The organism is Granulicella sp. L46 (assembly GCF_009765785.1).
Lineage (GTDB): Bacteria > Acidobacteriota > Terriglobia > Terriglobales > Acidobacteriaceae > Granulicella.
This window is the reverse complement of sequence record NZ_LMUT01000012.1, coordinates 411,768-433,481: the sequence shown is the minus strand read 5'-3', so window position 1 is coordinate 433,481 and position 21,714 is coordinate 411,768. Positions and strand designations below refer to the sequence as shown.

The window sequence follows — 21,714 nt, the reverse complement described above, 5'->3', positions numbered from 1 at the left end:
TGGGTGATTCCCTATGCTAAACCGTCAGCCCGCTCCAGCGCCTTGCGATCCCAGTGGGCGAGGTCGGCAGCGGCATCATAGGTGCTCTGCAGGAAGGTGAGCAGGGTTTCATCGGGCGAGGCTGAAGTGCGGAGATCTTCGTAAGGGAGGATGAACTCACCGAGGCCGCGATCCCAGAAAGCTTGCGCGGGTGAGATGGTTGCGGCGTCGAGATTGGCAGGCGAGGGCGCGGCGTAGCAGTAGAAGGCTGCCTTGCCGTAGCCTCCGTTGCCGGGCCAGAAGCCGGCGCTGATGACCTCGTGCGAATAGGCTTCGCGAGTGATGGGGTCGGCACCTTCGCGCGGCGGAGCAGGACGGCCGGAGAAGCGAGTGACAGCGAGATCGAAGCTGCCCCAGAAAAAGTGTACGGGGCTGATCTTGCCGATGAACCGCGAGGAGAATTTCTGGAATACCTGGTCGGTCTGGATGAGGATGCGCCAGAAGCGATGTGCGGCGTCGGGGTCGTAAGAGGCGTGCTCGGTGTCCTCGGCGAAGGGGATGGGGTGGGCGAGCTCGACGGGCGTGCCATAAATCTCGACGTACACGCCGAGATCGGAGAGGGTCTTCTGGAATTCGGTGTAGAAGTCGGCGACACTCTGCGCGCGCAGCGGCTGGTAGGCGCTCAGGCCGGTACTGGTGCGGAAGAGCAGTTGATGATTGACGAAGTCGAACTCAATTTCGAGGAAGTCGGCGCCGTAGGGCATCGCGGATGTGCTGAGGCCGCGTGCGCTGACGTAGAACGGAACGTTCCACCAGTGGGCCTGCATCGGGCTGAGTGCGAGCCGCACCTTGCCGACAATCTGCGTCCACATATGGAGGGTGTCGGCGGTGGCCGACCAATCTTCCCAACGAAGTTCGGGCCAGAGGTTCGGTACAAGCGAGTTGGTTTCCATGGCGACCTTCCGGAGATGTTCAGGATGCGGGATCGTAGTTGAGGTTGGGTCCGAGCCAGCGTTCGACCTCGTTGACGCTCATCTGCTTGCGTGCGGCGTAGTCGGCGACCTGGTCTCGGCCGATCTTGCCGAGCGAGAAGTAACGCGCGTCCGGATGCGCAAAGTATAAGCCGCTGACGCTCGATCCAGGCCACATGGCGAAGGACTCGGTGATCTTGATGCCGGTGTTTGTTTCGACGTCGAGCAGCTTCCAGATCGTACCCTTCTCGGTGTGGTCGGGGCACCCAGGGTAGCCGGGAGCGGGTCGGATGCCACGATATTTTTCCTGGATGAGGTCGGCGGGGGTGAGGTTTTCTGTGAGGCCATAGCCCCACTCGTCGCGCACACGCTTGTGGAGACACTCGGCGAAGGCTTCGGCGAGCCGGTCGGCGATGGCTTCGGCCATGATTGCGTTGTAGTCATCGTTGGCGGCGCGGAATCCGTCGCAGACTTCCTTGAGGCCGATGCCGCTGGTGACGGCGAAGGCGCCGATGTGGTCTGGTAAGCCAGTGGATTTAGGCGCGATGAAGTCGACCAGCGAACGGCAGGGTTCACTGCCCTCGCGATTGGCCTGCTGGCGAAGGAAGTAAAAGCGCTCTCGGGTTTCGGTTCGGGTTTCGTCCGTATAGGTCTGGACATCCTCGCCAATGGCGCTGGCCGGGAAGAGTCCGTAGACACCGCGCGCGGTGATGAGATTCTCGGCGACGATTCGATCGAGGAGGGTGTTGGCGTCGGCGAAGATCTTGCGCGCTTCAGTTCCCTGCTCTGGATGATCGAAGATGCGCGGATAGATGCCCTTCATGCCCCAGGTATGGAAGAACGGCGACCAGTCGATGTACTCGCGCAGCGTGGCCAGCGGAAAGTTGTCGAGCACCTGCACGCCGAGCCTGGTGGGAGCGGGAATGTCTTCGGCGCGCCATTCGATAGGCGTGCGGCGCTCGCATGCGACTTCGAATGAGACGAGGGGCTGGCGTGGCGCAGCGTGGGATTTGCGCAGAGCTTCGTACTCGGCGCGATGCTTGACGACGAAGTCTTCTTTGCCGTCGTCGCTGAGCAGGCTTGTGGTGACAGGAACAGCACGGCTGGCGTCGAGTACATGCACCACGGGCTGGCTGTAGTGTGGAGCGATTTTGATGGCGGTATGCGCGCGGCTGGTGGTGGCACCGCCGACGAGCAGCGGCACCGTGAAGCCCTGGCGTTCCATCTCTTTTGCGACGTGGACCATCTCGTCGAGCGACGGCGTGATGAGCCCACTGAGGCCGATCATGTCAGCCTTCTCTACCTTCGCGCGCTCCAGGATTTTCTCGCACGAAACCATCACTCCCAGGTCGATGACGTCGTAGTTATTACAGGCGAGAACGACGCCGACGATGTTCTTACCGATGTCGTGCACATCACCCTTCACGGTCGCGAGAATAATCTTGCCTTGCGCCTTCACAATTTCGCCGGCAGCCTCGGCCGCTGCCTTCTCGGCTTCCATGTACGGGGTCAAGTGAGCGACAGCTTTCTTCATCACGCGCGCGGATTTGACGACTTGCGGCAGAAACATCTTGCCCGCGCCGAAGAGATCACCGACCACGCTCATGCCATCCATCAGCGGGCCTTCGATGACCAACAGCGGGCGGCCAAGTTTGACGCGGGCTTCTTCGGTGTCGATTTCGATGTAGGCGTCGATGCCCTTTACCAGAGCGTGCGAGAGGCGTTGTTCGACGCTGCCGGAGCGCCACTCCTCGGCCTTCTTTTCGGTGACGGCGGTGGTCTCCCCCTTGAGGGATTCGCCGTATTCGACCAGGCGCTCGGTCGCGTCTGGGCGGCGGTTGAGAAGGACATCCTCGACTAACACTTTAAGTTCCGGCTCGATCTCCTCGTAGACTTCGAGCATGCCGGCGTTGACGATGCCCATGTCCATGCCCGCGGCGATTGCGTGGTAGAGGAACGCCGAATGCATGGCCTCGCGGACCTTGTTGTTGCCGCGAAAGCTGAAGGAGATGTTGGAGACGCCGCCCGACACTTTCGCGTGCGGGAGGTTGGCTTTGATCCAGCGGGTGGCGTTGATGAAATCGACAGCGTAGTTGTTGTGCTCCTCCATGCCGGTCGCGACGGTGAGGATGTTGGGATCGAATATGATGTCTTCGGGCGGGAAGCCGACTTCATCGACGAGCATGCGGTAGGCGCGCTCACAGATTCGGATTTTTTCGTCGTAGGTGGCGGCCTGGCCTTGCTCATCGAAGGCCATCACAACCACCGCGGCACCATATTTCAGCACGGTCGCAGCGTTTTGGCGGAACTTCGCTTCGCCTTCTTTGAGCGAGATGGAGTTGACGATTCCCTTGCCCTGCAGACACTTCAGGCCTGCCTCGATAACCTCCCACTTGGAGGAATCGACCATGAACGGGACCTTGGCGACCTCGGGCTCGCTTGCGAGGAGTTGCAGGTAGCGCGACATAGCGGCGACGCCGTCGATCATGCCTTCGTCCATGCAGATGTCGATGACGTTTGCGCCGTTCTCGACTTGCTGGCGCGCAACGCTGACGGCTTCTTCGAACTTGCCTTCCTTCACAAGACGCGCGAACTTTGGCGAGCCGGCGACGTTGGTGCGCTCGCCGATCATGATGTACACGCCGTCCTGCTGGGTGAAGGGCTGGCTGCCGGAGAGGCGAAGCGGTTTCGTGGTGTTGCCGACTACAGAGTTTCCGGTGCTCAAGCGGCTACCTCGCGATTCCGTTCGGCGATTTCGCGCGGGTGCATGCCGTCGAGCGCTTTGGCGATGGCGGCGATGTGCTCCGGCGTATTGCCGCAGCAGCCACCCGCGATGTTGATGAGGCCACCGCGCGCGAAGCCGCTGAGTGATCGCGCCATGTCTTCAGGGCCGAGATCGAATCCTGTCGGCGAGAGTGGGTTGGGCAGGCCGGCGTTCGGGTAGCAGGAGATTGCCACGTCAGCCTTCTCGGATAGCTCGCTGAGGAAGGGGTACATGAGGTCCGGGCCGAGCGAGCAGTTGAGCCCGATGGATAGCGGCTTGACGTGCTTCACCGCGTTCCAGAAGGCTTCGGTGGTCTGCGCGGAGATGAGCGTTTCGCCACCGCGTCCAACCGCTGCGGAGATCATTACCGGCAGCTCTTTGCCTGCGGCTGCGAGGCCATCCTGATCAAAGACTTCGCGGATGGCGACGAGCGCGGCCTTGGCGTTGAGCGAGTCGAAGATGGTTTCGACGAGCAGCAAGTCGACACCGCCAGCGATGAGCGCGCGAATCTGATGAGCGTAGGCGGACTTCACCTGATCGAAGGTGACGACGCGAAAACCTGCATCGTCGGCGTCAGGCGAGTTGGAGAGCGATACGGTGAGCGGACCGATCGCACCGGCGACGAAGCGCTGTCGGCCGTCGTTGTTGGCGACGCGATCGCCCCACTCACGGCACTGCTGCGCAGAGGTTTCGTTGATGTCCCAGGCAAGGTCGTTGAGTGACGCGTCTTCGATGATCTTCTGGTAGAACTCGGGGTCCTTCCGGCCGCCGTGCTCGCGGGGATCGTCGACGAAGAATTCGCTTTGCGTGATGCTGGTTGCGCCGAAAGTATTGGTCTCGAGGATGTCCGCGCCGGCCTCGAGGAAGCGGCGGTGGATGTCGCCGATCATTTTTGGCTGGGTGAGCGAGAAGAGGTCCCCGTTGTTCAGCAGATCCTTGGTGGAGTTCTTGAAGCGGTCCCCGCGGATATCGGCCTCGGTCATGCCGTAGGTGCGGATGGTGGTGCCCATGGCTCCGTCGATAATGGCAATTCGGTTTTCGAGGATGGCTTCGAGGGGGTGGGGAGTGGCCCTGTTCATGTCTAGCTCCGTTCGTTTTTCCATTCGATGCGCGGGGAGGCCGCGCTGATCGCAAGACGGCGAGCCATTATGGCTCGCCGCGTATATTGAATCCAAGACTTTAAGTTCTACGCGAGTACTTCAAGCTCTTCTTTAGCTGAACCAGGAAGACCCGTCGAGACTGGCACCAACAGGTCTTCCTTGCGCATGACCATGGTGGTGGCGTTGAGGCTGGCGAGTTCGAAGCCGTGTCCGTGAGTGATCGCGTCGGTGGGGCAGGCTTCCACGCAGTATCCGCAGAAGATGCAGCGGTTGTAGTCAATGTTGTAGGTCTTGGCGTAGCGGTCGGCCGAGGAGATGCGGGTCTCGCTGGTGTTGTCGGCCGCCTCGATGTAGATGCAGTTCGACGGGCAGGCGGCGGCGCACAGGAAGCAGGCGACGCACTTCTCCAGGCCGTTTTCATCGCGCTGCAACTGGTGTTTGCCGCGAAAGCGCTGCTCAAACTGCGCACCGCGCATGGGCCCTTTGCCGTCCGGGTAGTTCTCGACCTGGGTTGGCTGAAACGCCTCTCCCAGCGTAATGCTCATTCCCTTGGCGATGGCAGCGACATTGCGAATGATCGACATAGACCTCCAGTATACGTCGGTTTTAGAAAGTTCTATACGCCCCCTGCGGAGGGAGTTACCTTTGGAGCATGAAGATCTCGACTGCTGTTGCCCTGCTTCTCGTTCTTTCACCCCTCGCTCTCCGCGCCCAAACTGACGCGATGCCGCCGGAGACGAAGGCTCCCGCACCGATGGAGGCCATGAAGCCGCCGGTTCCGCCCTCGAAGAGCGTGAATCTTAGCTTTGAAGGCAAGACCGTGACGCTGTCGCTGACTGACCTGGTCAACATGCCGAACCAGGTGACGGTGCATGTGCACAATGCGCATCGCGGAGGAATCGAAGAGACCTACAGCGGTCCCCTGCTCTCGGATGTGCTGGCGAAGATTGGCGTGACGGCGACGCGCGAGAACCAGCCGCTGATCCTGCACAGCGTGATCGTGGCGACTGGGACTGACCATTACTACGTGCTTTACTCCGGCGGCGAGGTGATGTTTTCCAGCGGCAAGGTAATCGTTGCGGTGATGAAAACTGGCCTGCCTGATACTGAAGGTGGTTTGATCCAGTTGATCAACACGGATGATGTGAAGCCGGCGCGCTGGGTTCATGGGCTGATGGGCATCTCGGTGATGACGCTGGCGGCGCAGCACTGAGTCCGGCTAAGGGGGGCGGCATGATGAGAATCGCGGTGATCGGAGCTTGCATGGGATGTGCGCTCATGTTGGGTGGATGCTCCTCGCACTCTTCACGGCAGTTGCAGGCGCTCTCGGCAGTGGGTGCGATCCAGCAGGATGCTCCGGTGAAGGCGCGTGTGGATATGCAGATTGCGGCGCCGCCGGCGAAGGTGTGGGAACTGTTGATCGACGCGTCTTCGTGGCCCACCTGGTGTCCGCAGATCGAGAGTGTGAAGGCGCCGGGGCCGTTGGCGATGGGCACGCAGTTTATTTGGAAGTCCGGGGGAACGACCATCCATTCCGAAGTGCACCTGCTGGACCCGGATCGGCGGCTTAGTTGGACAGGCGTTGCCTCTCCTGCGCGGGCGATTCACGTGTGGGAGTTGAAAGCTACGCCGGATGGTGGAACGTTGGTGACGGTAAAGGAGTCGATGACCGGGCCGTTGATGACGTGGCTATATTCGTCGGACAAGCTGGCTGCATTGGAAACGGTCTGGCTCACCGCGCTCAAGCAGGCGGCCGAAAAGAAGCCCTAGGAACAACAAACGAGGCTAGCGGAGCGCTTCCTTCACCACGCCATAGCGACCGAGTGTGTCAACCAGGCCGCCGACCAGGTCGTGATCCATGGGCAGGGTGCGGGCTTGCATGGTCGGCCCCTCGCCGGGCGGTAGGTTGGCTTGCTCGACCTTGTCGCGCAGCTGACGGGCCAGCGCCAGATCGAAGCCCTCACTGACCCAAACGGTGTTGTCTCGGAGGGTGAGAAGCACGTCGCCTTCACTCGTGGTGTACACGCGTTCTGTAGCCTCTGCGTCCTCTTTTTCGTCCGACTCGCGACGCTGGAGGCCGTCGTACTGGCGGGGTAGCTCCTGCTCGAAGACATTGAAGAAGCTGCGCGCAGAATCCTTGTTCTTCCACTGCGAGCTGTACAGCAGGGCGAGCGAGGCGGTGGTGTCCTTCTGTGCCGCAGTCGCGTTCTTGCGCTGTGCGGCGTAGTAGATGCCGCCGGCCCACTCCGGAGCCAGCGCCCGCGCCAGCGGCTCGCCACCAAAGAGTTCTGCGGTCATCCGCACGTCGAGCTCGCCCATCACTCCGACGTCGTACGGCACATAACCCGCGTCCTTGAGCAGCGGATGAATGTCCGGTAGCTTGAGCAGCGGCATCGCCTGACCGCGCAGGTAGGAATCAGGGTTCAAGATCTGAAAGGTGGTGCTGGGTGGTGCGTCGAGGACGCCGGCGAAGGCCCGATCGACGCCTTTCCTGATCAGGATGTGCTGCTCAAAGGCCAGACCAGAGGTATAGGGGAACAACAGCGACTGCTGCAGCACGAGCGGCGCACGGGCGAGTACGGGTGAGTCTGACATGTCGCCGGCGTTGGACTCCAATTGTTGAGCGAGTTGCGGCGCGTCCTTAAGGGTTTTGTCAGGGTGACCGGCGTCGGCCAGCATGTAGTCGGCAAAGCTGACCATGGCCTGGCCTTCGAGCACAGCCTCGCGGGCGGAGTCGGTGTCGTCGTTGGCGATGTGCCGGTTGTCCTGCTTTACGTTTTTGGAGACGCCCTCAATCTCCTGGCTGCCCCACTTCTCGAGGCCGACTCTTTGATCTTGAAGCGCATGGGTGAGTTCATGCGCCATCACTGGCTTTTGCTCGTCGATGGGCACCCAGTCGAGCAGGTTCATCTGCTTGGTCTTGTCGTCGTAGAAGCCGGCAATCTGCTCGGTGAGCAGGCTCAGCAGAAAGGGACGCATCTTGAAGCCTTGGTCGAGCAGGCCAAACTTCTTCAGCACTAGCTCGCTGCGTTCCATGCGCTTGGCGCCCTTGTCCTGGTCAAACTTCTTGCGCAGCTCAGTGGCGACGGCATCGCGGGAGATGAACTTGCACTTCACAGGGCTCTTGATGTCGAGGTGTGTGTCCTTGCTGACGAAGTGCAGAATCTGGTCCTCGGCATTGAGCAGCGTCTTCTCCTGATCGGGCGTGAGGACGGTGTCGGCCGTAACGGTCGAGCTACCGGACGTGAGTACAGGGGGCGTGACGTTGCCAGCTCCTGTATTCGCCTGCGCTTGCGCGACGCTCGCGCTCAATCCCACCACTACCCATGCTGCCAGTACTGCCTGTGCTGCCGATACTTTCTGCCAGGTCAAACCGCCTCCAGTTATGCCATCACGCTCACCTTTAGTGTACGCAGGGGATTTCCTCTGCGAAACCTTCAAATGCCCGGAAGCATCCGGCGGCTTGCCGCAGCATCCAAGAGTTCCGGGATATCCTTAGGGTTGGACTCCTCAGGTTTGGATTCACGCGGAGTCCTGAAAGAGATAGATGCCAAGTTCTGAATCGAATGCGCTTGCTGTGCTGCTTGAGGGCGCGGGTTTCCGCCCCATCACCGATCGCGCCTTTCTGCGCATTACCGGATCGGATGCCACGCGCTGGCTGAATGGGATGGTCAGCAACTCTATCCAGGCGCTCGAGCCGGGCGAGGGCAACTACAACTTCCTGCTCAACGCGCAGGGACGCATCCAGGGCGATGCCACGATCTTTCGCGACCCAACTGCCGATCCAGCCGAGTTTGTGCTTGAAACGGATAAGTCGCAGATCGACACCGTCGAGCAAATGCTCGACAAGTTCATCATCATGGACGACGTCCAGCTAGCCCAGGTGCTGTATATCGAAGGTGTGGTGGAAGCGCGGAGCGGCGTGCTCATTATCGGTGCGAAAGCTCCAGATGCTTTCCGCAAGGTGATCTCCGACAGATGGGAACAACCGTTTGCGGAAGTTCCGAAGCCAGGGACGATGGTCCGCGGAAGGGCAAATGGCGCTGCACTCGTCATTTTCACCCCTGCTCAAGCCGGTGTGCCAACGTACGAGGTCTGGTGTGAAGACGAGAAAGAATCAGGACTCCTCCAGGCAAAGCTGTTGGCCATGGGCGTTTCGATGGTAGACCCCGAAACGTTGGAGCAACACCGCATTTTGTCTGCGACGCCCAGGTACGGGCAGGACATTCGCAATACCGAGACAGCGCGGGATCTGCCGCAGGAGACCGCGCAGGCCCATGCGCTGCACTTCGCGAAGGGCTGCTACCTGGGACAGGAGATCGTCGAGCGCATACGGTCGCGCGGGCAGGTTCATCGGCGGTTCACCGCGTTCCGGCTTACGGGCGAGCCGCCGGCAACGCTTCCTGCGCCGCTCGTGGCCGGGGGCAAGCCGGCCGGCGAGTTGACCAGCGCCGCGCTGATTCCCCTTGCTGAAGGGCCTGTGCTGATGGCGCTGGGATACGTTCGCCAGGAGGCGGTTGACGCCAAGCAGGAGCTCGCCTATTCGGGTGGCATTGCGGTTCCGGCAGCGTGATCCTCTTGCGGCGGGTTAGCATCAAAAGAGACTAGAGCGAGAGACTAGAGAGCTGGGAAGACCATGGCAGATATCAAAGAGTTCGTCGTCAACGATCGTCGCAAGTTCACTGCGGAGGGCGACGTCCGCCCCGATGCGCCGCCCTCGGAGCCGAAACCACCACGGCCGGAGACGATCATGCGTCCGGAAGATGGCGACTCTGCGCGCCTGGTCGAGCACAAGGGACCGCAGCCGGTGCCCGCGCCCGTAGCAGAACATGCCTCCAGCGCAAGCCCCGAGCATGCCGAGAACGAGGACGATCTGATGCCGCCTGCGCCAACCGCCGAGCAGGCAGAGCAAGCCAAGCGCGCCTACGACGCTACGGTTGATCGCCTCGACACCGCCATTCGCGCCACCAATCCGGGCATGGAGCGCCCTCCCGATATCACCTTCGAGCGCGTCATCCAATCGCTCTACATGCAAGCCATGCTGCAACTGGGCGGTGCTGCTGCGCCGAATCAACAGCCGCAGGTAGACATCCTGGGTGCCCGGCAGACCATCGACATGGTCGGTATTCTCGCGGCTAAGACCGAAGGAAATCGCACCGAGGCGGAGAGCAAGCTGCTGGATGCCGCTCTATTTGAGCTGCGGCTGGGGTTCCTGGATGTAACCCAGGCGCTCTCCCGGCAGGCTGCTTCGCGTCAGCCGGGCGCAGGCCTCCCTCCACAGCCGGGCGGCCCGAGCATCGTGCGTTAGGGGCCACAGTAACCAACGCATGAAAGCGACCCTCACTTTTCTCGGAAGTGGAACCTCGATGGCGGTTCCAACGCTGGGCTGCGACTGCGCGGTTTGCACTTCCGCGTATGAACCCGCTTCGCGAAACCGCCGCACGCGGCCGTCTGTGCTGATCAGCTATGGCGGGCACAACGTCGTCATCGATACCGGTCAGGACTTTCACGTGCAGGCGGTGCGCGAGAATCTTCGCTCGGTCGACGCTGTGCTCTACACGCATGGGCATGCCGATCACGTGCTCGGGATGGATGACTTGCGGCCGCTCAGCTTCGCGCATCCCGGCGGCCTCCCACTTTATGCCGACGACGCGACTGCCGACATCATCGAGCGCGTCTTCGAGTACACCTTCCGCAAGACCGATCGCTATCCGACGAGTGCGCGTGTCGTGATGCATCGGCTTGCTGCCAAGGCTGGCGTCGAGATTCCGCTGTTCGGCGCAACGTTTGTGCGGGTGCCCGTAACCCATGGACGCGATACCATCGCCGGCTATCGTTTTGGCGACGCCGCCTATCTCACCGATATGAGCGACATCCCGGAGGAGAGTTACGCGCTACTGAAGGATCTCGATATCCTTGTGCTCGATGCGCTGCGTCACGAGCCGCATCCAAGTCACTCTCACCTGGCGAAATCGATCGAGCTGGTAGAAAAGATTGGCGCGAAACGCGCGTTCTTCACGCACATTAGTCACGGCCTCGATCACGAGACCACTAATGCCTCGTTACCGAATCACATACGCCTGGCGCACGATGGGCTTAAGCTTACTTTCAATATCTCAAGCGAAACACCCGCCACAAACCTCTGATGCAAATCGTTCGCTCGCTCGCTGAACTCGGCTCCCCTGGCTCTTCGGTTGTCACCATCGGCAACTTCGATGGAGTGCACTGTGGGCATCGCATGGTGATCGCCTCTGTGCTGGAGCGTGCCCGCGCGCTGAAGGCGAGCGCCATTGCGGTCACCTTCGATCCGCATCCGGCTCACGTGCTGCATACGGCTTCACGACTACCGCTGATTACGCCGCTCGATGAAAAGCTTCGGCTGCTGGCAGACACCGGGCTCGACCAGGTGCTCGTGCTTCCCTTCACCGACGAGCTACGCCACTGGACCGCTCGCCACTTTGCGGAGCGGGTGCTGCGCGATGCGCTGCATGCTGTCGAGGTGCATGAGGGCGAGACCTTTCGTTTCGGCTACCAGGCCGAGGCTGACATTGCCGGACTGTCGGAACTCGGACGCGAACTGGGTTTTGGAGTCAAGACGTATGTGCCCTGCATCGCGCGCGGTGCGGCCATTTCCTCCAGTCGTATCCGAGGGCTGATCGCGGCGGGCAATCTGCATGAGACGCGCGCTCTGCTGGGTCGCTCCTTCGCAATCCTCAGCACGCCGGCGTCGGGACGCGGCTACGGAACGCGCTACGCCGTGCCGACCATCAACCTCGCACCGTATCCAGAGTTGCTGCCGGCTCACGGGGTGTACGTAACAACGCTACGTATTGGGGACGAACGGGTCTTTCGCGGCGTCACCAATGTGGGCAATCGGCCGACGTTTGGAGCGGACTCGTTTGCCGTCGAATCGCATCTGCTGGACTTCGAACCCGTGGATCTAACCGAGACCACGCCGCTCGAGCTGACGTTCCTGAGACGGCTGCGGGCTGAGCACCGTTTCGAGTCCACCGAGGCGCTGCGCGATCAGATCCAGCGTGACGTGCGGAAGGCACTGCGTTTCTTCGCGCTGTCGGATGCGCTCAAAGCTCGCAGCACACTCACGTCCTGATTGGGTAGAGCGGGCTAGCCTGTTGGAGGAGTTGCGGCGGGTGCGGGACTCTTCTTGACCGGTGCAGGCTTTGGCCGCGACGTTCCCGGAGCGGCAGGCGCAGGGGGCGGCATACGTACCACCGGCGCAGGCGGCTGTTGGTGTGCAGGCGGGGTCGGTGAGGCAGGCATGTCCTGCGGCAGCCGCAGCTCGCCAGGTTCGAGAACTGCCGGTTCCGGAGCCTTTTTGGGTGGCTCCTGGTCCGTATCCGTATCCGCATCCGAATCCTGCGGAGCAGGCGGTGCCGTCGGAGCTGCTTCCGTATCGGAATCTGCAGGGACCTGGATCTGCTTCTTCGGCGCGTTCGGCGTGGAGAAGGCCTCGTTGGGCCTATCGGCCAGCGCGACCTTCATAAAGTCCACCCACATGGGCAGCGCGGCCCGGGCGCCCGTCTCCTTTTCGCCCAGCGATTGCCGATTGTCGAAACCAATCCACGTCCCGCAGGTAACGGACGGCGAGAAGCCGATAAACCAAGCGTCGGTGTAGTTGTTGGTCGTGCCAGTCTTGCCGCCGAGGGCGTGTTTCATCTGGGCTGCGCTCGCGGCCGTTCCATGTTGTACGACAGCTTGCAGCAGCACCATCATCTCGCGCGCAATGTCCACCGAAATGGCCTCGCTTACCTGGGTGCGCGGCTGCTGCATCGGCTGGCCATCGGCCTCCATCACGCGGCGGATATAGTGCGGCGAAATGTGAATGCCATCATTAGGAAAGACGCTGTAGGCGCCCACCTGCTCCGCCAGCGTGAGGTCCGCGGCGCCGATGGCGATCGGCAGGAACGCGGGGATGTCACTGGTGACGCCAAAGCGGTGCGCGACGTCAATCACCTTCTTGATGCCGACTTTGTCGGCCAGCCGGAGCGCGGGAATATTGCGCGATTCTGCGAACGCGTCGACCAGGGTCATGGAGCCGAGATAGCCCGCTTCGTAATCGTGCGGCGTATAGGGGCCGCCAGCGGTGAAGAACGTCGTCGGCGAGTCGAGCACCGTGTCATACGGTTTCATCCCCGCCTCCATCGCAGCGGTGTAGACGTAGGGTTTGAAGGACGATCCAACCTGTCGCTCAGCCTGGGTGGCGCGGTTGAACTGGGAGGTCTCGAAGTCGCGGCCGCCGACCATGGCGAGCACTTCGCCATCCGCGTTGTTGACCGCCATCAGAGCCGCCTGCGCGCCACTGTCCTGCTCCAGGATGACGTGAGGCGCGGACGTATCGGCGCCGCTCACCACCTTGACGTACACGATGTCGCCAACCTGCGCGAGATCAGTCCCCTTGAGGATCTGCGTCCATACCCAGTCAGCAGGGACCATGGTTGCATTCAGCTTGCCGAGCTTGACTGTTATGCGCGCCGGGGACGTACTGATCACCAGGCCATGAAGGTACCCATTGTCGGTCAGCGTCTGTGACCAGTCAGGGTGCTTGTACTCGTCAAGCGACACGCCCTCGCGAATCACATTCTCGAGATGCCCCTTCCAGCCATGCCGGCGCTCGTAGGTAGCCGTGCCATCGAGTACGGCCTTGGTAGCCGCGCGCTGCAGGTTGAGGTCGAGCGTGGTGTAAACGCGCAGGCCGGCGCTATGCACCTCGTCCACTCCATATTCGCTTTCGAGTTGCCGCCGCACCTCTTCGACAAAGTAAGGAGCCTCGTTGTTCGGCGGCGACTCCAGATGCAGGCCCAGCGGCGCTGCCTTGGCGGCGTTTGCCTCCTGCATCGTGATCCTGTGGTCGTTCAGCATCTCCTGGATGACCAGGTTGCGGCGCTTCAGCGCACGCTCCGGGTAGCGCACCGGCGAGTAATTCTGAGGGCCCTTGGGCAAGGCTGCCAGCATGGCGGCCTCCGGCAGCGTCAGGTCGCGGACATGCTTGCTGAAGTAATATTCCGAGCCTGCCTCAAACCCATAGGTTCCACTGCCGAGATAGATCTGGTTGGCGTAGAGCGCAAAGATCTGCGGCTTGGTGAAGCGGCGCTCGATCTCCAACGCCAGGAAGATCTCCTGCAGCTTGCGGCCGTAGGTCTTCTGCGACGACAGAAAAAGATTGCGCGCCAGCTGCATGGTCAGCGTGGACGCGCCCTGCACTTTGCCGTGGGTATGGACATCCTCATAGGCAGCTTCCACTACCCGCAGGAGGTTGATGCCACCATTGTGCTCAAAGTCCTTGTCTTCGATAGAGAAAATCGCGTCACGCAGCACGGGTGGAAATTCCGAGTACGGGACCACGACGCGGCGCTCATCCGCGAAGGAGCCAAAGACCTGCCCGTGGATGTCGTAGAGGTCGGTGGTGGTGCTGGGGCGATACCGCTCCAAGTCCGTCATCTGCGGCAAATTGATGGAGTAAACCAGGATCAGCCCAAGCATCACCCCGAAGACTGCAGACGCGCCCAGCAGTGCGATTGCGGCAGCGCGGGCTGCGAGCTTGCGGTTACGGACATCCGCCTCGCCGAACGGAAAGCGCCGAATGGCTCGCCACAACAGCGTGCGGCGTTTGGTGGGGACCCTGTCGTGTGTTCTCAGTGGTGTGGGCACGGCAAAACCAACCTTACCATGCGGCCCTCTGGGACCGGTTTCACGGGATCAGTCCCTCTGAGATCAGGCTGCCTTGGTCTTCAGCATGTCCAGCGCCTTGTTGAGTTGATCGTCGGTCGGGGGCGGCGTCTTCTTGCCAGGTGTATTGCCCGGAGGTGTCGGCGAGTCGGGGGTGCTCGGTGTGTTCGGAGCCGCCGCCGTATCGTCCCCGGAATCATCGTCCTCAAACAATTCCTTGTTGGAGGCGACGACCGTTCCCGGCGTCACGGCATCATCCTCAAACTGCTTGCCCGAGGGCGACGCATACTTGGCGATCGACAGGATGATCGCTCCACCATCCGGCAGGTCGAAGGTCTTCTGCATCGAGCCCTCGCCGAAGGTCTTCTCTCCGACCAGCTGGGCGCGGCCACTATCCTGCAACGCACCGGCAACAACCTCCGCCGGTCCCGATGTTCCGTGGTTCACGAGGACGACCAGCGGCGCGGTCGTATTGATCGCCTTCGCCGGATCGGCCGAAAAGATCTGTTTGGGGAACTTCTGGCCTTCGAGTGTAGCAATCGTTCCTGTGTTCACGAACAAGTTGGTGAGACGTACGGCCTCGGTCATATCGCCCGCGGAGGCGTCGCGCAAGTCCAGCAGAATCTTTTTATTGCCGTCCTTGTTCATGTCCTTCACCCAGGTTTCGATCTGCTGAACATGCTCGCGATCGATGATGATGGGCTTCAGGTACAGGATGGACGTTCCCTCGTACAGCGACTCTTTCACGGCCGGTTCTACGACGAGCACGCGATTGAGGGTCATCTTCTGCGGCTTGGCGCTGTGAGGTCCGATGACGGCCATTTGCAGCTGGCTACCGGGCGCGCCCTGAAGTAGAAGCTGGATCATGGCCAGCGATAGATTGCGGGTGTCCTCCATGCCGATGGCCTCGATGATGTCGCCATCGACAAGTCCGGCCTTATCAGCGGGCGAGCCGGGAACGACCGAAACTACGGTCGCATAGCCATAGCGCTTGGAGACAACAATACCCACCTGCGCCTTGCCGCCATGGTTTTCCTTGTAGATTTTGTAGTCAGCAGGTGTCAGGTAGCTGGAATCCGCATCGAGCGACTCGAGCAGGCCGCGCAGGGCGCCGTTGGTGACCTTGGGGATGTTGGGGACTTCCACGTAGTCGGACTGAATATGCTGCAGAACTTCGCCGTAGACGTTGATCTGGTTGTAGGCGTCCTGAGGCGTGGGATCGCCAGCCGCGGACACGCTATGCGTATTCACGCCAACAAAGATGCAAAGAATGAGGGCTACCGAGACGGCGAGCAGGCTGATCTTGAGGCTCTTGGGCATAGTGCGGTGACGGACTCCGGAATCGGTTTGGACAACGGCGATAATCGTGCTCTGGTCGCGCTGTAGCTTAGACGCAGCTCGCTAGCCAAATGATACTCTCTAGTGCAGAAGTTGCGATTCAGCCCGCGGCATGGCGCAGCAGACGAATGGTGGCGGTGAGAGGAATCGAACCTCTGACCTACGGGTTATGAGTCCGTCGCTCTAACCATCTGAGCTACACCGCCGGGTGGGAGACTGCATCCAGCGGCCACACAAACCCGGCCGCGACGACAGCCGCTCTTCCATCATAAGTTTCGCGACTTCGCAGGTCAAACGTGTTCAACCGCTTTCCAACTCGAACCTTTCCCATGATCCGGCTCCGCAGCCCACTTCGCTTGCTTTCGGGCATTGCGATTATGGCCGTTACCAGCCCCCTTGCGCGAGCGTCGGTGCTCTCCGCAGTACCGGATTGCAGCGCCACCGGAGGCGACTGGACGTGTTATCTTCCCGGGATCTTCCGATTTCTCCGGGTGATCGCGATCATCCTCGGCGTGGTCTTGGCAGGCGTCATTCTTCTTGCAGTGAAGAGTTATCTTAAGAACAAAAACGAGAAAGTTGACTCATGAGCAGCACACACACCCGGGTCATTGGCGTAATACCCGCACGCCTCGCCTCCACACGGCTTCCCCGCAAAGTTCTCCGCGACATAGCCGGGGAACCCATGCTGGCGTGGGTCTATCGCGCGGCTCAGGCCTGCCCGCAGCTGGACGAGGTCATCGTCGCCACCGACTCCGTCGAGGTTCAGCAGCTTTGCGACCAGCGTGGCTGGCGCTGCCTGCTGACCTCGCCCGACCTGCACAGCGGCACCGACCGTCTCTGCGCTGTCTCTCGCGTCGTCGACGCCGATATCTACGTCAACATCCAGGGCGACGAACCGCTGCTGCTACCCGAGCACATCACCGCGATCCTGGCGCTGTTTACCTCTGCCAACGTCGACGTCACCACCCCCAAGGTGCGGTGCGCACCAGAAGACGTCGCCAACCCCAACGCCGTAAAAGTCGTGACGGCGCTGGATGGTCGAGCACTATACTTTTCGCGATCGACCATTCCCTTTGACCGCGACGATCGCGGCAACGCCACCTACTGGAAACACCTCGGGCTCTACGCATACCGTCGCGCGGCACTGGAACGTTTTGCCGCGCTCGCCCCCACCGAGTTGGAGCTTTTGGAGCGCCTCGAACAGCTGAGGCTGCTTGAGAACGGCATCTCTATCTACGTAGCCGAAACCGCGCACGACACCATCGGCGTGGATACCGAGGCCGACCTGCAGCGCGTAGAGGCCATCCTGCTAAAACGCCAAGACGCGAAGGTCTAGCTCCCGCTAAAGGACGTTGAGGCTGAGCGTCAGACCGTTCGGCCTCGTCTGCGCGTTCACATCTTCGAGTGACCGCACGATCCAGGTCGCTCCCGCCGCGCGCAGCTCAGCTTCCTTGTGCGTTCCAAGCACGCCCAACACCCGACATCCGGCAGCGATGCCCGCTCCAACACCGCTAGGCGCATCCTCGACGACCAGGCACTCTGCCGCGGGCGAGTGAATGAGCTCGGCACCACGGCGATAGGGTTCAGGATCAGGCTTGCCGCGCTCCACCATGTCGCCGCTGATGATCCGCTCCGGCACCGGAAGCTCCGCCGCCCTCAACCGTCCCAGCAGCAGCCGGTACGTCGCCGAGGTCACAATCGCCCAGCGCTCTGGCGGGAGGCTCCCCAGGAGCGCACGCGCACCCGGCAGCACCTTCAGATCAGCGACGTCGTCGATCTCAAGATCCTCGATGAACTTCAGTCCCTCGGCGACGTCGAGGTCCGGCTTCAGCCTCGCGATCATGTCCACCGCGCGCGTGCCATGCTCAATCTGCACGGTCTCCGCATTGGGCAGACCGTAGTGCTCCGCCCATTTGCGCCAGCAGCGATTCACGCTGCCAATCGAGCTCACCAGCACCCCGTCCATGTCGAAGAGAATCCCGGCAACCTCCACCGTCACCAGCCCACTCACGCCGAATCTCCCTGCAACACAAATGCTCTCGCGGCCTCGAGCACCCTTTGCACACTTTCCGTGCTGCAGCTCTCGCAATACACGCGCAGCAGTGGCTCGGTGCCGCTCGCGCGCAGCAGCAACCAGGTCTCGGCTGCGTTGGGCTTGCTGGTGCACGCAGGATTCTCGAGGAAGAATTTAATCCCGTCGAGCGTCTCCACGCGTAGCACCTTGAGCCCCGCAATCTCGCTCACGCCCTCCTTCGCACGACGAATCGCTGACTGCTTCAGCTCCTCGCTGATATGCATGTCGATGCGGCCATACTGATGCTCCCCATACTCGTCCTGCAGCGCGGCAACCAGCTCGCCGAGCGTCTTATGCTCATCGGCCATCACATTCGCAATCAGCAAGCTATTCAGCAAACCATCGCGCTCCGGCAGGTGCCGACTGATGCCAACGCCGCCAGACTCCTCGCCACCAATCAGGATCTCTCGCTCCAGCATTAGGTCGACAACATACTTGAAACCAATCCCATGCTCGATCAACTTGCGCCCGTGCTTGGCTGCGATGCGATCAAGCATCTTGGTCGTATTGAACGCTCGGGTCACATCGCCGGGCCACTGCTTGCGTTTCAACAGCCACTGCAATATCACGGCAAAGATCTTGTGTGCATCGACAACATTTCCATGCTCGTCGACTGCGCCGATGCGGTCTGCATCGCCATCCGTAATGAGGCCCGCGTCGCAGTGTTCCGCCACGACCGCTTTCTGCGTCGCCGCAATATGCGGGAGGATTGGCTCCGGATTAATCCCAGGAAAGGCAGGATTCGTCTCACTGCGAAACTCAACATACGGAACGCCCGCGCGCTCGAAGATGCCCGCGATGTATCCCTTGCCCGCGCCGTACATGGTGTCGATCAGGAAACGATAGCCCGAGGCCTTGATCGCCTTCAGATCGACAAACGCCTCGAGGGCAGCGATGTATGGCGGCGAGAAGTCGACCTCCTCGATCGGCGCAGGCGTCGCGGCCAGCGGCAGCGGCTTCTCCAGGTAGCTCTCGATCGACGCAATAATCGCAGGGCTTCCCGAGCCGCCATAGCTCGCCTTGTACTTCACACCATTCCACTCGGCGGGGTTGTGGCTGGAGGTAATCATCACGCCCCCCGCAGCCTTGCGCCCGCGCACCGCAAACGAAAGCTCTGGCGTCGGTGTGACCTTGCTGGCCAGCGCGACAGGAATTCCCGCACCAGCAAGAACCTCGGCGACCACACGCGCAAACGAAGGCGATCCAAACCGTGTGTCGTAGCCAATGCACACACCGGCCTTCGCATCTTCGTGCTCGATCACGTAGTGCGCAATCGCCCGCGCCGCCACGCGCACATTCTCGTACGTAAAGTCGTCGGCGATGATGCCGCGCCAACCGTCGGTCCCAAACTTAACTGCACTCATGCGCTACCTAATTCTCAATCCGTGCTCTAGATCAACTCTTCCTTGCCCATCTCTCGATGCAGCGTGTGCACGATCTTGGATACGTCCTGTGATCGCTCCAGCGTCGTGATCAGGAGAGCATCCGCCGTCTCCACGACCACTAGTCCTTGTACCCCAAGCAGAGCCACCATCTTTCCCGGCGCATGAACATAGTTTCCATGCGATTGGATCGCTACCAATTCGCTGTTTTCGCCGTCCACGACATTCGAACGCTCATCGTCGCCTAACTGCTCATGAAGCGACGCCCAGGATCCAAGGTCGTTCCACGCAAAGTCAGCCGGAAGACAATAGATCCCAGACCGCGCCTCACCTTTAACTGACCGCCGCTCCAACACAGCGTAGTCCACCGAAATGTTTTCGCATTGCGGATACAGAGCCGCAAATACTTCCTCAAACTCAGGTGTCCCATGGGCTGCTGCGATCTTCTCGAGCAGAGGCGCCATGTCCGGCACATGCTCGCGTATAGCATTGGCTAACGTCCGCGCACTCCATAGAAAAATTCCGCCATTCCACGCAAAGTTTCCCGCTGCCAGGAAGCGCTCCGCCGTGTGCTTGTCCGGCTTCTCGCGAAACCGCTTCACGCGGCGCACCGCGATTCCGTTCACGGGCTCGAGCTCCGCGCCCTGCTCAATGTAGCCGTAACCCGTCTCGGGGCGCGTCGGCGGCACTCCAAGGACCACAATATTCTCGCCCTCGGACGCCAGCTTGATTCCGGCAGCCAGCACCTCGACAAACCTTTCGTTCTTCCCAACAATGTGGTCCGACGGGAAAATGCCGATCACGGTATCCGGCTCTGTCTTTTCAAGGAGGAATGCCGGAAGCGCGCACGCTGGCGCCGTGTTTCGCGCGGCTGGCTCAGCCAACACATGCTTCGCCAGCACTCCGGGCAATTGATCGACAATCAACTCTCGCAACCAGTGATTCGTGATCACCCAGCAATGCTCATCCGCAGCCAGCGGAGCGAGCCGGTCCACCGTCTGTTGAATCATCGACCCCTCGCCCTGCAGTGTGAGCACCTGCTTGGCACGCGCTCTGCGGCTGCGCGGCCAGAACCGCGTTCCACTTCCTCCCGCCAAAATTACTGGAACAAACTTCGGTTGCGCCAAATCATTGCCTGCTGACATCGAGACGTACCTGCTTCTGTTTTCGGACGCCACCCCAATGGAACAGCTCATCCTGAATAGGTTTCAGCTCAGAGCTTTGCGAAAAAGTCGCGCATCCGCTGCACGCCCTTGTCGATCACGTCGCCCGACACCGCGTACGACAGGCGGATGTGGTTCTCGGTTCCGAACGCCTCGCCCGGCACCACGACCACATGTGCCTCACTCAGCAGCTTGGCCGCAAGGTCCGATGCGGACTTGATCCCGCCCTTGCCGATGAACGCGCTGATGTTCGGATACACATAGAACGCGCCCTGCGGAACCGTGCAGGTCAGGCCAGGAATCGACTTGAAGCCTTCGAGCACGCGGTCGCGCAGCTTGATATAGTCCGCCCGCATCTCCGACACGCACTCCTGCGACCCCGTCAGCGCCGCAATCGACGCGCGCTGGACCATGCTCGCCGTGTTCGAGGTGCTCTGCGACTGCAGCTTGCTCATCGCCGAGATGATCTGCTTCGGTCCCAGCGCAAAGCCCGCGCGCCAGCCGGTCATCGCGTACGTCTTTGAGAGCGACCCAAGTACGATCACGTGCTCCTTGCATTCCGTGCACGACGCGCCCGAAACAATCTCGCCGGTAAACGTCAGGTATACATAGCACTCGTCCAGCAGAACGTAAATGCCCTTGCTGTGCGCCAGCCGCACAATCGCATACAGGTCTTCGGACCCCAGCACCGCGCCCGACGGGTTCGACGGCGTGTTCAGGATGATTGCCTTGGTCTTGTCCGTGATCGCGGCTTCGACGCTCTCCACGGTAATGCGAAAGTTCTGAGCCTCGTCGGTTTCAAGGAACACCGGTGTGCCGCCCGCGAACTCGATGATGTCCTTATACGAGACCCAGAACGGCACCGGCACGATGACCTCATCGCCGTGCTCGACCAGCACCTCGACGGAGTTGAAGATCGCCAGCTTGCCGCCCGCCGTGAACACGCACTCGTCGGCCGCGTAGTTGGTTCCAAAGTCTGCCGCGTGACGATCGACGATCGCCTTGCGCACCTCGGGCGTTCCGGCCACCGCGGTGTAGCGCGTAACGTTCTGCTGGATGGCCTGGATCGCGGCATCCTTAATGTGCTGCGGGGTGGAGAAGTGGGGCTCGCCCGCGCCAAAGTCCGCCAGATCAATGCCCTGCGCCTTCAGCTTGAGCGCTTCGGCGGTGATGGCCATGGTGGCCGAAACTTCGATCCGATTGATCCTGTCTGTCAAGACCTTTGTAGCTGTCGCTGTACTCATAGCTAGTAGTCT

19 protein-coding genes and 1 tRNA gene are annotated in these 21,714 nt (G+C 61.2%); 7 read left to right on the top strand and 13 right to left on the bottom strand.

What is annotated here, in order from left to right:
* Positions 1-11 precede the first annotated feature (11 nt).
* From GSQ80_RS11155 to GSQ80_RS11140, 4 genes are all read right to left on the bottom strand, one after another.
* Entirely contained in the window at positions 12-932 is a 921-nt protein-coding gene (locus tag GSQ80_RS11155; RefSeq protein ID WP_158787713.1) for a DUF5996 family protein, read from the bottom strand.
* Positions 933-951: 19 nt separating this feature from the next.
* A complete protein-coding gene (gene metH, locus GSQ80_RS11150) occupies positions 952-3,675 on the bottom strand; it encodes a methionine synthase (RefSeq protein WP_158787712.1) in 2,724 nt (907 codons plus the stop codon).
* Positions 3,672-4,793: a homocysteine S-methyltransferase family protein gene (locus GSQ80_RS11145; protein ID WP_158787711.1), complete on the bottom strand. Its 1,122-nt coding sequence runs from the start codon at positions 4,791-4,793 to the stop codon at positions 3,672-3,674. The genes metH and GSQ80_RS11145 overlap by 4 nt, the downstream gene beginning before the upstream one ends.
* A 107-nt stretch (positions 4,794-4,900) precedes the next feature.
* A complete protein-coding gene (locus GSQ80_RS11140; RefSeq protein ID WP_158787710.1) occupies positions 4,901-5,398 on the bottom strand; it encodes an NADH-quinone oxidoreductase subunit I in 498 nt (165 codons plus the stop codon).
* A gap of 68 nt (positions 5,399-5,466) precedes the next feature.
* Between GSQ80_RS11140 and GSQ80_RS11135 the strand changes: the two genes are divergently transcribed.
* Positions 5,467-6,027, top strand: a complete 561-nt coding sequence (locus GSQ80_RS11135) for a hypothetical protein (RefSeq protein WP_158787709.1) — start codon at positions 5,467-5,469, stop codon at positions 6,025-6,027.
* A 50-nt stretch (positions 6,028-6,077) separates the two neighbouring features.
* On the top strand, positions 6,078-6,584 hold the full coding sequence (locus GSQ80_RS11130) for an SRPBCC family protein (protein WP_158787708.1): 507 nt from the start codon (positions 6,078-6,080) through the stop codon (positions 6,582-6,584).
* Positions 6,585-6,599: 15 nt separating this feature from the next.
* Here GSQ80_RS11130 and GSQ80_RS11125 read toward each other — a convergent pair whose 3' ends face one another.
* Positions 6,600-8,186 (bottom strand): hypothetical protein, encoded by a 1,587-nt coding sequence (locus GSQ80_RS11125; protein ID WP_158787707.1) that lies wholly within the window; start codon positions 8,184-8,186, stop codon positions 6,600-6,602.
* A 175-nt stretch (positions 8,187-8,361) separates the two neighbouring features.
* On the opposite strand from GSQ80_RS11125, the gene GSQ80_RS11120 reads away from it, so the two are divergent.
* The 4 genes from GSQ80_RS11120 (at position 8,362) to ribF (ending at position 11,925) form a co-directional block, all read left to right on the top strand.
* Complete coding sequence (locus GSQ80_RS11120; RefSeq protein WP_158787706.1) at positions 8,362-9,387, top strand: folate-binding protein YgfZ; 1,026 nt, start codon at positions 8,362-8,364, stop codon at positions 9,385-9,387.
* A 63-nt stretch (positions 9,388-9,450) separates the two neighbouring features.
* Positions 9,451-10,122 (top strand): DUF1844 domain-containing protein, encoded by a 672-nt coding sequence (locus GSQ80_RS11115; RefSeq protein ID WP_158787705.1) that lies wholly within the window; start codon positions 9,451-9,453, stop codon positions 10,120-10,122.
* Positions 10,123-10,141: 19 nt separating this feature from the next.
* Positions 10,142-10,960, top strand: coding sequence for an MBL fold metallo-hydrolase (locus tag GSQ80_RS11110; protein ID WP_158787704.1), 819 nt, complete (start codon positions 10,142-10,144; stop codon positions 10,958-10,960).
* A complete protein-coding gene (gene ribF / locus GSQ80_RS11105) occupies positions 10,960-11,925 on the top strand; it encodes a riboflavin biosynthesis protein RibF (protein ID WP_158787703.1) in 966 nt (321 codons plus the stop codon). Before GSQ80_RS11110 ends, ribF begins: the two co-directional genes overlap by 1 nt.
* Before the next feature lie 14 nt (positions 11,926-11,939).
* Here the strand turns inward: ribF and GSQ80_RS11100 are convergent, their stop codons facing one another.
* The 4 genes from GSQ80_RS11100 to GSQ80_RS23655 all read right to left on the bottom strand — a co-directional run bounded on the left by GSQ80_RS11100 (position 11,940) and on the right by GSQ80_RS23655 (position 16,170).
* A complete protein-coding gene (locus tag GSQ80_RS11100) occupies positions 11,940-14,483 on the bottom strand; it encodes a penicillin-binding protein 1A (RefSeq protein ID WP_254059585.1) in 2,544 nt (847 codons plus the stop codon).
* Positions 14,484-14,546: 63 nt separating this feature from the next.
* Entirely contained in the window at positions 14,547-15,821 is a 1,275-nt protein-coding gene (locus GSQ80_RS11095) for a S41 family peptidase (RefSeq protein WP_158787702.1), read from the bottom strand.
* Positions 15,822-15,968: 147 nt separating this feature from the next.
* Positions 15,969-16,045, bottom strand: a tRNA-Met gene (locus GSQ80_RS11090).
* Entirely contained in the window at positions 16,036-16,170 is a 135-nt protein-coding gene (locus tag GSQ80_RS23655) for a hypothetical protein (RefSeq protein WP_256369892.1), read from the bottom strand. The genes GSQ80_RS11090 and GSQ80_RS23655 overlap by 10 nt, the downstream gene beginning before the upstream one ends.
* Positions 16,171-16,422: 252 nt before the next feature.
* Here GSQ80_RS23655 and kdsB point away from each other — a divergent pair, with 252 nt between their 5' ends.
* A complete protein-coding gene (kdsB, locus tag GSQ80_RS11085; protein ID WP_158787701.1) occupies positions 16,423-17,175 on the top strand; it encodes a 3-deoxy-manno-octulosonate cytidylyltransferase in 753 nt (250 codons plus the stop codon).
* 6 nt (positions 17,176-17,181) lie between these two features.
* Here kdsB and GSQ80_RS11080 read toward each other — a convergent pair whose 3' ends face one another.
* The 4 genes from GSQ80_RS11080 to GSQ80_RS11065 all read right to left on the bottom strand — a co-directional run bounded on the left by GSQ80_RS11080 (position 17,182) and on the right by GSQ80_RS11065 (position 21,702).
* Entirely contained in the window at positions 17,182-17,850 is a 669-nt protein-coding gene (locus GSQ80_RS11080; protein ID WP_254059584.1) for an HAD-IA family hydrolase, read from the bottom strand.
* Positions 17,847-19,277, bottom strand: coding sequence for a phosphoglucomutase/phosphomannomutase family protein (locus GSQ80_RS11075; protein WP_158787700.1), 1,431 nt, complete (start codon positions 19,275-19,277; stop codon positions 17,847-17,849). Before GSQ80_RS11075 ends, GSQ80_RS11080 begins: the two co-directional genes overlap by 4 nt.
* A 26-nt stretch (positions 19,278-19,303) precedes the next feature.
* Positions 19,304-20,440, bottom strand: a complete 1,137-nt coding sequence (locus GSQ80_RS11070) for a mannose-1-phosphate guanylyltransferase (protein ID WP_158787699.1) — start codon at positions 20,438-20,440, stop codon at positions 19,304-19,306.
* A 68-nt stretch (positions 20,441-20,508) separates the two neighbouring features.
* Complete coding sequence (locus GSQ80_RS11065; RefSeq protein WP_158787698.1) at positions 20,509-21,702, bottom strand: pyridoxal phosphate-dependent aminotransferase; 1,194 nt, start codon at positions 21,700-21,702, stop codon at positions 20,509-20,511.
* Positions 21,703-21,714: the final 12 nt, after the last annotated feature.